General features: G+C 68.3%; 11 protein-coding genes and 1 tRNA gene. 4 read left to right on the top strand and 8 right to left on the bottom strand.

Annotated elements, in window-relative coordinates; genetic code table 11:
* Positions 1 to 287: 287 nt before the first annotated feature.
* A tRNA-Leu gene (locus EDF57_RS08925) sits at positions 288 to 374 on the bottom strand.
* Between the two features lie 257 nt (positions 375 to 631).
* On the opposite strand from EDF57_RS08925, the gene EDF57_RS08920 reads away from it, so the two are divergent.
* Positions 632 to 1,576, top strand: a complete 945-nt coding sequence (locus EDF57_RS08920; protein ID WP_132268353.1) for a complex I NDUFA9 subunit family protein — start codon at positions 632 to 634, stop codon at positions 1,574 to 1,576.
* 94 nt (positions 1,577 to 1,670) lie between these two features.
* Here EDF57_RS08920 and EDF57_RS08915 read toward each other — a convergent pair whose 3' ends face one another.
* The 5 genes from EDF57_RS08915 to tsaD form a co-directional block, all read right to left on the bottom strand.
* Positions 1,671 to 2,288 (bottom strand): hypothetical protein, encoded by a 618-nt coding sequence (locus tag EDF57_RS08915; RefSeq protein ID WP_134094164.1) that lies wholly within the window; start codon positions 2,286 to 2,288, stop codon positions 1,671 to 1,673.
* 216 nt (positions 2,289 to 2,504) lie between these two features.
* Complete coding sequence (locus tag EDF57_RS08910) at positions 2,505 to 3,227, bottom strand: OmpA family protein (RefSeq protein WP_134093947.1); 723 nt, start codon at positions 3,225 to 3,227, stop codon at positions 2,505 to 2,507.
* Between the two features lie 86 nt (positions 3,228 to 3,313).
* Positions 3,314 to 4,837, bottom strand: a complete 1,524-nt coding sequence (locus EDF57_RS08905; RefSeq protein ID WP_243654366.1) for an oligosaccharide flippase family protein — start codon at positions 4,835 to 4,837, stop codon at positions 3,314 to 3,316.
* Entirely contained in the window at positions 4,834 to 5,850 is a 1,017-nt protein-coding gene (locus EDF57_RS08900; protein ID WP_134093946.1) for an NAD(P)H-dependent glycerol-3-phosphate dehydrogenase, read from the bottom strand. Before EDF57_RS08900 ends, EDF57_RS08905 begins: the two co-directional genes overlap by 4 nt.
* On the bottom strand, positions 5,847 to 6,881 hold the full coding sequence (gene tsaD, locus EDF57_RS08895; RefSeq protein ID WP_134093945.1) for a tRNA (adenosine(37)-N6)-threonylcarbamoyltransferase complex transferase subunit TsaD: 1,035 nt from the start codon (positions 6,879 to 6,881) through the stop codon (positions 5,847 to 5,849). The genes EDF57_RS08900 and tsaD overlap by 4 nt, the downstream gene beginning before the upstream one ends.
* A gap of 60 nt (positions 6,882 to 6,941) precedes the next feature.
* Here tsaD and hemC point away from each other — a divergent pair, with 60 nt between their 5' ends.
* The 3 genes from hemC to EDF57_RS08880 are packed head-to-tail and all read left to right on the top strand — an operon-like array spanning position 6,942 to position 9,571.
* The gene (hemC, locus tag EDF57_RS08890; protein ID WP_132268346.1) at positions 6,942 to 7,886 is read left to right on the top strand and encodes a hydroxymethylbilane synthase; all 945 of its coding nucleotides are present in this window, start codon (positions 6,942 to 6,944) and stop codon (positions 7,884 to 7,886) included.
* Between the two features lie 7 nt (positions 7,887 to 7,893).
* Positions 7,894 to 8,601, top strand: a complete 708-nt coding sequence (locus tag EDF57_RS08885) for a uroporphyrinogen-III synthase (protein ID WP_134093944.1) — start codon at positions 7,894 to 7,896, stop codon at positions 8,599 to 8,601.
* A gap of 19 nt (positions 8,602 to 8,620) precedes the next feature.
* Positions 8,621 to 9,571: a hypothetical protein gene (locus tag EDF57_RS08880; RefSeq protein WP_132268343.1), complete on the top strand. Its 951-nt coding sequence runs from the start codon at positions 8,621 to 8,623 to the stop codon at positions 9,569 to 9,571.
* A gap of 183 nt (positions 9,572 to 9,754) precedes the next feature.
* Here EDF57_RS08880 and EDF57_RS08875 read toward each other — a convergent pair whose 3' ends face one another.
* A complete protein-coding gene (locus EDF57_RS08875) occupies positions 9,755 to 10,999 on the bottom strand; it encodes an FAD-dependent monooxygenase (RefSeq protein WP_134093943.1) in 1,245 nt (414 codons plus the stop codon).
* Complete coding sequence (locus tag EDF57_RS08870) at positions 10,996 to 12,699, bottom strand: alkaline phosphatase family protein (protein ID WP_134093942.1); 1,704 nt, start codon at positions 12,697 to 12,699, stop codon at positions 10,996 to 10,998. Before EDF57_RS08870 ends, EDF57_RS08875 begins: the two co-directional genes overlap by 4 nt.
* Between the last annotated feature and the right edge of the window lie 12 nt (positions 12,700 to 12,711).

Raw genomic sequence — 12,711 nt, 5'->3', positions numbered from 1 at the left:
TCGCAGACTAATCCCGCCGCCGGGCCGGCACCATCACCCGAAAGGTCCGGATCCAGGCTATGGCTTCGATTGGTGGAAACGATCTTGGTTCCCGCAGCCCTTCCAAAGAACCGGGAATCACCCGCATGGGTTACGCCGAAAGCGGTAATAGTGCCGTTACGCCAGCCAACCCGTCCGGAACCCGATGCTTGCAGGCGGCCGATCGCGGACCATGGAATGTGGGGGAGGCAGATACGACTAGGGGCCGTCTTTCGACGGCCCCTGACGCTTCTCAATTGCTTGAGAAATGGTGCCCAGAAGAGGACTCGAACCTCCACGCCCTTGCGAGCGCCAGCACCTGAAGCTGGTGCGTCTACCAATTCCGCCATCTGGGCACGGAAGCGAGGGGGCTGATCTGCCGTCCTCGCCGGGTAGGAGGGCGCCTCTAAGCGGCGGCCGGATTGTTGTCAACGCTCGTTCTCGAACTTTTTTCAAATCGCGTGAAAAAAGGCGAAATCTCCTTCCGGAGCCTCCGCCCGGTTGCTCGGGAACCGGCCTTGTGCCAAGGGCGCTTATCGTGCGCGAAACCGGCGCAGGCGGCTTACTCTTCCTTCAGCCGCGCCTGCGCCACGCTGAAGGACCCGTTCTTATCATGAGCCAAGCTACCGACCCTCTTTACGGCAAGATCGTCACGCTGCTGGGCGGCAGCGGCTTCGTCGGCAAGCATGTCGCCCAGGAACTGCTCGCACGCGGTGCGCGCCTGCGTATCGCCAGCCGCAGCCCCAAGAAGTCCTACGCCCTCAAGCTGCTTGGCAACCTTGGCCAGGTGCAGTTCGCGGGTGTCGACGTGACCAAGCCCGAATCGCTGGCCGCCGTCCTGGCCGGATCGGACGCGGTGGTGAACCTGGTGGGCGCCTTCACCGGCAATCTCGACGCCGTCCAGGGTGAAGGCGCAGGCCGCATCGCCGCCGCCGCCAAGGCCGCCGGCGCCGCTGCCTTCGTTCACATCTCGGCCATTGGCGCCGACGCTTCTTCGAGCGTCGCTTATGCCCGCACCAAGGCCGAGGGCGAAAAGGCCGTGCTCGCCGCCTTCCCCGCCGCCACGATCCTGCGTCCCTCGGTCATGTTCGGCCCGGACGACAATTTTGTCATGATGTTCGGCAATCTCGTCTCGCGCTTGCCGGTCCTGCCGGTCTTCGCACCGCAGGCCCAGCTCCAGCCGGTCTTCGTGGACGACGTGGCCCTGGCCGTCGCGGAAACGCTGGGTGCGCCGCAAGTGCACGGCGGCAAGACCTTCGAGATCGCCGGCCCCGAAGTGATCTCGATGATCGACCTCAACAAGCGCATCGCCCAGGCCGCCTGCCGCAACCGCAGCTTCGCGGAGCTGCCCGACGGCGTTTCTGGCCTGATCGCCGCCCTGCCCGGCACCCCGATCAGCGGCGACCAGCTCAAGCTGCTCAAGGCGGGCAATGTCGCAAGCGGCACCCTCCCCGGCTTCGCCCAGCTCGGCATCACGCCGCGCCCGCTGGAGCTGTTCCTCGATCGCTGGATGATGCCGTTCCGCAACCACGGCCGCTTCGGCGTCAAGGCCGCCTGATCGGCCAAAGGCCGAACGGCACACGCCGGCCGGACAGAAAAAAGGGGGCGGGAAGTCAGACTTCCCGCCCCCTTTTTCGTGGCGTTCGACAAGCTCAGAGCTTGCCGAACTTCTCCTCATAGGCGCCGGTATCGCCGGCCGAGAGCATGCGGGCCTGTTCCACCCAGCTGTCGCGGCGGGGGCGGCCGGCAAAGGCGCCCAGCTTGCCGTCCAGCTCGTCCAGGTCGGCATCGGTCCAGGCGGCGATCTGCGCGAAGCGGGTGATGCCCAGGGCATGGAGCAGCGTGAGCATCTTGGGTCCGAGACCCTTGATCTTGCGCAAGTCATCGCCTTCGGCAGGAGCGTCCTGGGCGGCAACAGGAGCGGGAGCTGCGGGAGCAGGGACCGCCTCCGGCTCGGCCGCGATCGTCTGCGGCGGCGTTTTCGCCGCATCGACTTCCTCTTGCGCGGCCACGGCGATCACTTCGCCGATGCCGGCCATCGTTCCGGCCATGGCGGGCGGATCGATGTGGACAGGCGCGGTGAACTGCGCGGCGGGCGGCGCATCGTCTATCAGGGCCTGGTTACGCTGGGCGGGCGCAGCGCCTTCGTCCAGCACGTCGGGCCGATGCTGGCGCGGCGCGGGCTTGGAGGCGCGCGCAAACAGCCAGTAGGCAATCGCGATGCCGACCAGCAACGCGACGACGAATATCAGCCAATTGGCCGAAATCATTTCCACCACAACTTATCCCTTCCGGTTCCACACCAGCCAGCCGATGCCGAAACCTGCCATGTAGGTCAGCAGCACCGAAACGGCCATTTCAAGCCATAGCGGCATCGGCGGCTCCTTTCATCGTAATTTGCACCCTGACGGCGGCCCGGCCTGCGCCGGTGGCGATGCCATTCATTCCGGACCTCATCATTCCGGACCTCATCATTCCGGCCGCCCTCATTCCGGTCCCGGCGTGTCGATCGGCGTCGGCTTGACCGGCGCGGAAGCGATGACCGAGAATTCGATGCGGCGATTGGCGGGGTCGAGCGGATCCAGCCCCTCGATCGGGGTCTTCGATCCCACGCCCGAGGCGCGCAAGCCGTCGGCGGGAATGCCCCGGCCGACCAGCCCCCAGCGCACCGATTCCGCCCGCGCCAGCGAGAGCGCCCGGTTCGCCGCGGGATTGCCGGAAGCGTCGGTATGGCCGGTCACGGCGATGATGCTGCCCACGCAGGGGCGCAGGGCTTTCGCCACTTCGTCCAGCAGACGCTCGCTGACCGGGTCGATCCGCGCGCTGGCCTCGGTGAAGCGGATGGAACGACTGGCCAGGATCGCCTCGACATCGTCCTGGCAGCGCAGCTTGGTGGCATCGCCGTCGCCCTCGCTCGACCAGGATATGCCGCCGATCCCGGGCACGCCGGCCACGGCGGCGGCCACGCGCTTGCGGGTTTCGGAATTGAGGCTTTCGCCGCCCGACAGCACCGGGTGCCGGGTCAGCCAGCCATAGCGGTCGCGAAAGGCGAGATCGACGCCGGGACCACCGGCCTGGTTGCGCACGGCTTCCGCCTCGCGTTCGAGCTGGCCGATGAAGACCGGCCCCCGCACCCGGGTAGCGACAAAGGACAGCGCCAGGCAAAACACGGCACCGGCGGCAACGATGGAGGCGCGACGGGGATTCATGGCCTTAGCCTAGAGCAATTTCGAACGCGGCGGAAACGCCTCTCGGGCCGAAAAGACACGAAAATCCAGGAAAATGCCGCAGACCGTCACGCCGTCTTGGTTTTCTGGAACAGCTTTCGGTCTTCCGGGCCGAACGCCTTCTTCCAGATCACCAGGAAGTAGGAGCCCAGGATGGCCGGAATGCCGAAGGCCAGTTCCGCCCACTCCGGCAGGAACTGCGTGGCCAGATAGCCCAGCACCACCGCCGGCGCCGCCGCCCAGACCAGCGCCCAGCGCCAGTTGTTGATCGGTTCCTTCAGGAAATCCGCCAGCATCTTCGACTTGACCAGCGACGCGAAGCCCAGCGCCAGCATCAGTGCCGCGGCGGCCGTGGCCGCCTGGAACAGCGAGTTGTAGCCCAGCTTCTGCATGGCCAGAATGCCGCCCAGGGTCAGCACCGCCTGCAGGGCAATGGTCAGGACCGAGACGACGAGGTTGCGCATGCGGGCGACGTAGACGAGCGCGGCCTCGCTCACCACTGCGGTCGCCGCCACCACTTCGGCAGCGAGCAGGAACACCAGCGCGCCCGTGCCGCCCACGAATTCGCGGCCGACCAGGCCCATCACACCCTCGCCCGGTATGCCCAGCGCCAGGGCAATACCCGCCTGCGCCGCCGTGATCCAGAAGCCGACCTGGCAGACCTGCCGCGCGATCGCGGCGTAGTCCTTTTCCTTCAGGTTGCGGGTGATGACCGGCCCCAGCACCGGCTCGAAGCTGGTCTTCAGCTTCTGCGGCAGGCTGGCGACCTGCTGCGCGGCATAATAGACGCCCACCGCCGCGGCGGGAGCCAGGAAGCCGAGCAGGAAGAGGTCCACGCGGCGCGTGCCCCATTCGATCGTGTCGGCAAGCGCGATCGGCAGCGATCGCACGGCCAGCTTCTGCATCTGGCGCGGGCGCGGGCGCCAGCCCTGCGGCAGGCCATATTCGCGGAAGAAGGGAATGAAGGCCATCACCGCTGCCGCGAAGATCGAGCCGATATAGGCGATGGACAGGCCGCTTTCCGGCGCGATCCAGATCATCGCGCCTGCCAGGATCGAGATGACCCAGGGCTCGACGATGGCGCGCGACCACACGGTGGGCGTCACCCGCAGGCGGTAGGCCAGCGCCGCCAGCCAGATCTCGGTCATGGTCAGCGGCAGGATGGCGATCACCATCAGCCGGTCGATCTGGGTATAGTGCCCGCCCGGGAACATCGGCGCCGGCACCAGCCAGAAGAACAGCGATGCCGCGCAAGAGGCGATCACCGCGATGATCATGCCGTCCGCGATCACATTGGCCGGATGGACCTGCCCCTCGGTATCGGAAAGGCGCTGCGCCAGGCCGCGCTTCTCGCCCATGGTGCAGATCATCGAGGTCAGCTCGATCACCACCAGCGCCGAGGCGAAACGTCCCAGCGCCGCCGGACCGTAGACCGAGGCGCGACCGGCGATGAACAGGAAGGGGATGCGCGCGGCAAGGCGCAGGAAGAACCCGAAGAGATTGGTGCGGCCGCCCTTGGCGAGCGCGGCAATATCGTCGTGTTCCTTGCTTGCCTGTTCCGCCGCGGTGCGGGTCACGATACCGTCGGTCAAGAAAGCGGCTCCTGCTCGGCGCGAAGCGGACGGGCGAGGATCTGTACCACCACGTCGCTGGCCGGGGCCTTGCCTTCCAGCAGGCGGCACACGGCTTCGGCGATCGGCATCTCGATACCGTCGCGCCGGGCGATGTCGGCCAGCACGGGGGCAGTCGCGGCGCCTTCGGCCACCGAATTCTTGCCGGAAAGCGCCTCGGCCGCGGTCAGCCCCTGTCCGAGCGCAAGGCCCAGCGAGAAATTGCGACTGGAGGTAGAGGAACAGGTCAGCACGAGATCTCCAAGGCCGCAGAGACCCGACAGCGTTTCCGCCCGGGCCCCGCGCGCAAGACCGAAGCGCAGCATTTCCGCGTAGCCGCGCGCGATCAGCGCGGCACGGGCGTTCTGGCCGAGCTTCAGGCCTTCGACGACGCCGCAGGCAATCGCCAGCACGTTCTTCACCGCGCCGCCGATTTCAGCGCCGATGACATCGTCGGAATAGTAAGGACGCAGCGCCGGCCGCGCGATGACGGGCGAAAGGCGCTGCCACTGCGCCTGCCCGCCCGAACAGGCGAGCGTCACCGCGGTGGGCAGGCCGGCCGCCACTTCATGCGCGAAAGTCGGGCCGGACAGCACGGCGATGGGGGAGCCGGGCACTGCCTGCGCGGCCACCTCGGCCATGAGGCGGCCGCTGCCTGCCTCGATGCCCTTGGCACAAAGCACGAGATCACCGGAAAAGCCCAGGGCGGGAAGCTGCGAGAGCACGCCGCCCAGGAACTGCGCCGGCACGACCGCCAGCAGCACCGGCAGCGCCGCCAGTTCGGCAAGGTCCGACGTGGCCCGGACGCTGTCGGCCAATGCCGCGCCCGGCAGATAGAGGTCGTTGCGCCGCTCCGCATTGATGCGCGCGGTCAAGTCCGGCTCGCGCGCCCAGAGCAGCACCTCGCTGCCGTCCCCTGCCAGCGACTGCGCCAGCGCGGTACCCCAGGCGCCCGCGCCGATCACGCCGACGCGCGTCTTTTCGAAGCCGCTCATGCCTTCACTCCGGCGCCGCGCACGGTTTCCGCATCCGGGTCGAGCGGCCAGCGCGGGCGCGCGGCAACATCGAGCGGGTCGGACTGGCCCATGGCGAAGCGCTCGACGCCCGCCCAGGCGATCATCGCCGCATTGTCGGTGCAGAGGCCGAGCGGCGGGGCGACGAAATCGAGATCATGCTCGGCCGCCAGCGCTTCGAGCGCGCCGCGAATCGCCTTGTTCGCCGCGACGCCGCCGGCAACGACCAGCGCGTTGAGCGGGCCGACCGAGGCCAGCGCCCGGCGCGTCCGGTCGATCAGGCAATCGATGGCCGCCTGCTGGAAGGAAGCGGCGATATCGGCATCGGCATATTGACCGGACTGCTTGGCGCGCATCACCGCGCTCTTGAGCCCGGCGAAGGAGAAGTGCGGTTCCTCCGACCCCTTGAGCGGACGCGGCAGCGGCACCTTCTTCGCGTCTCCCTCCAGCGCCAGTCGTTCCATCGCCGGACCGCCCGGATAGCCGAGACCGAGCAACTTGGCAGACTTGTCGAAAGCCTCGCCCAGCGCGTCGTCGATGGTGGTGGCGAGGCGGCGGAACCTGCCTACGCCTTCGACCAGCAGGATCTGGCAGTGCCCGCCGGACACCAGCAGCAGGAGGTAGGGATATTCGAGCGCGCCGTCGGCCAGGCGCGGCGAAAGTGCGTGACCTTCCAAGTGGTTGACCGCGATCAGCGGCTTGCCGGTGGCCATCGCCAGGGCCTTGGCCGTGACGAGTCCGACCATCACCCCGCCGATCAGGCCGGGGCCTGCGGTGGCGGCGATCGCGTCCACGTCGTCAAGCGTCATGCCGGCATCGGCCAGGGTCGCCTCGATCAAGGGCGCGATCCGCTCCGAGTGCGCGCGCGCGGCGATTTCGGGCACGACGCCGCCATAAGGCCGGTGTGCCTCATCCTGCGAGGCGATGCGCTGGGCGAGGATCGTGCGGTCGCTGGTCACCAGTGCCGCCGCCGTCTCGTCGCACGAGCTTTCGATGCCCAGTACCGTACGCATTTCAACTTTCCCTGAACGACCCTTCCACTGGACGACATTGACGGGTAGCACAACCCGCCGATGACGACGCAAACAGACACGCAAAAACATGGCTTCCGCCTCGGTACCCGTCGGTCGCCGCTGGCGATGGCTCAGGCTGAGGAAGCGCGCGACCGGTTGGCCGCGGCACACGGAATCGATCCTGCGCATATAGAGATCGTTGCCGTCACCGCCAGCGGGGATCGCATCCAGGACCGCGCTTTGGCGGAAATAGGCGGCAAGGCCCTGTGGACGAAGGAGCTGGACGCCTGGCTCGCCGCCGGAGAGATCGATTTCGCGGTCCATTCGGCCAAGGATGTCGAGACGATTCGCCCCGCAGCCTTCACCATCGGCGCCATCCTCCCGCGAGAGGATGTACGCGACGTGCTGGTGGGCGCCGAGAGCATCCGCGCGCTGCCGCAAGGCGCGGTGGTGGGCACGAGCGCGCCGCGCCGCGCCGCCCAGCTGCTCCACGCCCGGCCCGACTGCACGGTGGTGACGTTCCGCGGCAATGTCGCCACCCGGCTGGCCAAGCTGGCGGCGGGAGAGGCCGATGCCACCTTCCTGGCCGCCGCCGGGCTCAAGCGCCTGGGCGAAACCGGCACCGGCCATCCCCTTGACGAGGAGGACTGGCTCCCTGCCCCCGCGCAGGCCGCGATCATGATCGAGTGCCGCGCAGACGATGCGCGCACGCTCGGCTTTCTTGCGGCTGTCGACCACGGCGAGAGCCGCGCCTCCGTCCTGGCCGAACGCGCCTTGCTGGCCGGGCTCGGCGGCAATTGCCACAGCCCCATCGCCGTGCTCACCCGGCTTGACGGCGATGGGCTGGCGATGCGGGCGGCGCTCTACAGCCCCGACGGCGCAGAACGGGTGGAGGGTGCGGCCCGCTTTGCCATGGACGATCCCGAAGGCCCCGCACGCCTGGCGGCAGACCTGCTGGCCCGCGCGGTTCCCGCCATCGCCGTCCACTTCGCCGGACCGGCCTGACTCCCTCATGAGCGCCCCGCGCCTGCCCGTCATCGTCATCCGCCCCGAGCCGGGCGGGGCGGCGACGGTCGCGGCGGCAAGCCGGCAGGGTCTGGATGCCCGCGGATTTCCGCTGTTCGAGATCGTCCCGCTGACCTGGCACCCGGTCCCGCGCAAAGAGGTCGATGCGATACTGATCGGCAGCGCCAATGCCATGCGGCAGGCCGGACCGGCGCTGGCGGACTATCGCGGCCTGCCCGCCTATGCCGTGGGCGAAACGACGGCCGCAGCCGCGCGGCAGGCCGGATTGGACGTGGTGCGGGTCGCGCGCGGCGGATTGCAGTCGGTCATGGCGCAGCTGGATCCCGGTCACCGCAGGTTGCTGCGCCTGGCCGGGCGCGAGCGGGTGGACCTCGCGCTTCCCGCGCCCTGCACCATGGCCACGCGCGAGGTCTACGCCAGCGAGGCCCTGCCCATGCCCGCCGAACTGGCGCGCCTGCTGCAGGATCCGGCGCTCGTCCTGCTGCATTCGGGCGAAGCTGCCGCGCATTTCGCCTCCGAATGCCGCCGGCTTTCACTCCCGCGGACACGGATCGCGCTTGCCATCATAGGTCCGCGCCTCATCGCGCGGACCGGCGAGGGCTGGGCTGCCGTGCGCTGCGCCGCCGCCGCCAATGACGCCGCGCTGCTGGCCTTGGCCGAAGAGATGTGCCAAGGCTTCCCCTCGGGATCGTAAACTGACAGAACCACACTTGATGCAGGACTTCACCTCGCCGCAGCCTTCTCCAATCTCGCGTCCGCGTTCGCGCGGGGGCCTGTTCTTCGTGGCATTCATCGCCTTCCTGCTGGGCGGGGCGCTCGTCGTCTGGGCCGCGCAGGACGGGCTGCTGGACAAGATCCTGCCGCAGCGCGCCGCAGACCCGGCCGCGCCGCAGCCCGAGACGCAGCCGACGGCAGCCCCGGTGCCTGCCCTGCCGGCCGCTACCGCGCCTGCCTCGCCCGAGCAGCTTTCCTCGCTCAGCTCGGTGGAAGGCCGCCTTGCGCTGATCGAGGACCGCATTTCGCGGATCGATTTCCAGACCGACGCCGCTTCCGGCAATGCCGCCCGCGCCGAAGGACTGCTGATCGCCTTCGCCGCGCGCCGCATGGTCGATCGCGGGGAACCGCTCAGCTACGTGGCCGACCAGCTCCGCCTGCGCTTCACCAATGCCCAGCCCCGCGCCGTCCAGACGGTAATCGAGTTTTCGAAGAATCCGGTCACCATCGATGAGCTTTCCGCTCGCCTCGAAGCGCTCTCGCCCGAATTGAGCGAAAGCCAGAGCGACGAAAGCCTGTGGCAGAAGGCCCGCCGCGAGCTGTCCAGCCTCTTCGTGGTGCGCCGCGAATCCTCGACCCTGCTGACGCCCACGGCCCGCATCGACCGCGCCCGCCTGATGCTCTCGGCCCGCCGCATCGCCAATGCCATCAGCGAAGTCGAGCGCCTTCCCAATGCCCAGGCCGCGCAGACCTGGACCGCCGACGCCCGCCGCTATCAGGACGTGCAGGACGCGCTCAACCTGCTGGAAACCACCGCCATGCTCGAGCCGCGCCGCCTCACCGACGCGGAAGGCCAGGCCGTCGACCAGCCCAGCCCGCTGGCGACGCCGGGCGTTCTGCCCACCGACCTGCCCTCGGCCGATGCCTCTGAAGCGGTTCCTTCGGAATAAGGTCTGGATGCGAGGGCGAAAGCTCTCGTGCATCCGGCGCCAGCAAGACCCGCACGGCAAGGACGGCTGACGCCTCTGCACGCCCGTCATCCCGAACCTGTTTCAGGATGACGTGGTTTTCTCGGGCTCGAACCTCTCGCTGCACCCTTCGTGCAAGCGACAGTGCAGGCGGAGGTCCGCTTTCTATGCCTGCAGAAGCTCGGGCAGCTTGCCTGACATGCCCCGCGCCTCGTCCATGAAGAAGCGCTTGAGGCTGGGCAGCCGCTGTACCGCGCCCATGCCGAGACGGCGCGCGGCGCTGGGCAGGCGGCCGGGAATGCCGAACAGGCGGGTCAGCCCATCGGTGACCGACATGACCATGAACGTATCGAGGCTGCGCCACTTCTCATAGCGGGCCAGCAGCTGGGCGTCGCCCGGCTCCAACCCGAGGCGCATGCCCTCGGTGAGCACTTCCACCAGGGCGCCCACATCGCGCAGGCCGAGGTTGAGGCCCTGCCCGGCGATCGGGTGCATGCCGTGGGCCGCGTCGCCGATCACCGCAAGCCGCTCGTCGATGACGTGACCGGCGTGATGGAAACGCAAGGGATAGCTCATGCGCGGCGCGGACAGGGTGATCTTGCCGAGCACGCCGTGCATGCGGCTTTCCACCTCGTTGTGGAACATGGCATCGGGCATCGCGATGATCCCCGCGGCATCCTTCTCCGCGACCGTCCAGACGAGCGCGCTGCGGTGGCGGCCCTGGTCGTCGTCAAGCAGCGGCAGCAGGGCGAAAGGCCCGGCCGGATAGAAGATTTCCCAGGCCGTGTTGGCGTGGGACTTTTCGTGGAACAGCCCGGTCACCATGGCGCGGTGCTTGTAGTCCCATTTGGCAAGGGCGAAGCGGGCCTCGTCGCGGGTGGGCGACTGGCGGCCCTCGGCGGCGACCAGCAGGCTGGACTTCAGCACGCGGCCGTCTGACAGTTCCACTTCCACCCCGTGCGGGCCGCGATCCCGGCGTACCGCTTCGGTGCGGACGTGCCAGGCGATGTTCTTTTCCTCGCGCGCGGCGGCGAAGAGGGCGAGGCGCAAGTCGCGGTTGGCGAACATGCGGCCCAGCGAGCCTTCCTCGGGCTTGGGCGTGAAGTCGATCCGGCCAGGCTTCATCGAATCGGTGACCGCGATCGAATCGATCGGGCAGCCGAGATTCTTCAGCGCGGGCGCAAGGCCGATATTCGTGAAGAGGTTCCAGCTCGCCGTCGAGATGGCCGAGGCGCGGCCATCCGCGCCCTCGGCGGTCAGGTCGGCCGGGTCGGCCCGGTCGATGACGTGGCTGGTGATACCCGCCCGGGCCGCGGCAAGCGCCAGCGTCATGCCGACGAGGCCGCCGCCCAGGATGATCAGGTCGCGGTATTCCGCCTTTTGGTCTTGCGTCGCTGCAGAGTCGTTCATCGACGGCAGCTATCGGCCTCTCCGGCGTCGATGTCGAGACACCTTCCGTCCCAAGTGCCGGCGGGCGCGGTCAGGCCCACGGTTGCGGCCAGGGTCGGCGCGATGTCCACGGTCTCGACCGGGGTGGGCTGTTCGAAGCCGACCATGCCCTTGCGCCAGAACAGCATCGGCACCCGGCGGTCGTAATCCCAGGGGCTGCCGTGCGAGGCGACCTTGAAGGGCGCGGGCTTGCCCGGCACCACGCCGCGCACGGTCAGCATCTGCACTTCGCCCGAGCGGCCGGGCACGAAGGAGGCGCGGACTTTCTGCTCCATGGTCCAGTCCTGCGGGTTACCCTTGGGCTCGGGCCACTGCATGATCTGGTCCTGCGTGTAGACCGCGGCGATCTGCGGGTTGGTCTTCAGGCGTGCGACGAGCGCGGCCATGACCTTCTGCTTCTGATCGGGCGTCAGTTCGGCCGAGAACCAGACGCTGCCCGCCTCGCCCGCACCGTAGAACAGCGGTCCGTTCTTCACGGTAATGCCGGTTTCCTGCGAAACGGCAGCGGCCAGTTCCTTTGCCGAGAGCGCCGGATCGATGCGGGCGGCATCGGGATTGCCGCGCAGCTTCTGCCGCTCGGGCGCATCGAAGCCGCCATGGTCGGCGCTGAGCACGACTTCGTAGTCGATCCCGCGCGCGTCGAGGGCATCGAACAGGGTGGCCAGCGCTTCGTCCAGCACGTTCATCTGGATGCACATTTCCACGCCCTCGGTACCGAAGGCATGGCCGACCTTGTCAGTGGCCGAGAAGCTGACCGACAGCACGTCGGGCACGGCATCCTTGCCCATGCCCAGTTCGTCGACCATGCGCACGGCCATTTCGGCAGTGGCGGTATCGATGCGCGGGCCGTTGGAATAGGCATTGAAGTCGCCCGCAGCCAGCGGGAAGCGATAGGTGCCGATGGTGAAGTCCTTGATCGGCGTCGCGCGGTCTACATTGCCGCACCAGCCCGGCACCGGCAGAGCGCCGTCACCCGCGGCAACGCGCTTGGCCATGACCGCGTTCTCGGCTTCGACAGCCTTGGTGATCTTGCGATTCTCGAACGTGGTGAAACCCTTGGGGCCGATCCAGTAGACGGCATCGGTATCATGCCCGCTCATCATCACGGCGGCACGGTCCTTGGCGGAAACGGCCGCGTTGATGGTCTTCGGGTTTCGCTTCTTCATGAGGTCGCCCAGCGTCGGCGCCTTGAGGTGCGCGGCGCTGACCACCGGCTTGTCCGGCGTCGATTTCGGGTTGGTCTCGTCCTCGACGCAGTAGACCTCCTTCTCGGCGCGGCCGATGCCCGGCATGAACCAGGAATTCGCAGTGATGCCCGTGCGCGAGGGGTGCACGCCGGTCAGCAGTGTGGAGTGGCCGGGGCAGGTCTCGGTGGCGGCATGCGACTGGAAGCCCGAGGCGAAGACAGCGCCTTGCAGCAGCCGGGTGAAGCCCTTGGTGAAGTGCTCGCGGTACTGGGCGAAGAGGTCTGCCGAGAACTGGTCCACCGAAACCGCGACGATCAGCTTCGGCTGCCCCTGCGGCGAGACGGCCGAAGGGGCGGTGGAAGGGGCGGCGGAAGGCGCGGGAGCGGCCGGTGCTTCCTGCGCCGTGGCGGGGGCCGAAACGGCCAGAGCCGCGATCAGGGCCAGCGGGGCAAGCGACGAGGAAAGCAGGCGCATCGGGGGTCTTCC

It is taken from the genome of Novosphingobium sp. PhB55, from assembly GCF_004368805.1.
Taxonomy (GTDB): domain Bacteria; phylum Pseudomonadota; class Alphaproteobacteria; order Sphingomonadales; family Sphingomonadaceae; genus Novosphingobium.
This window is presented reverse-complemented; position numbering and strand designations above follow the sequence as displayed.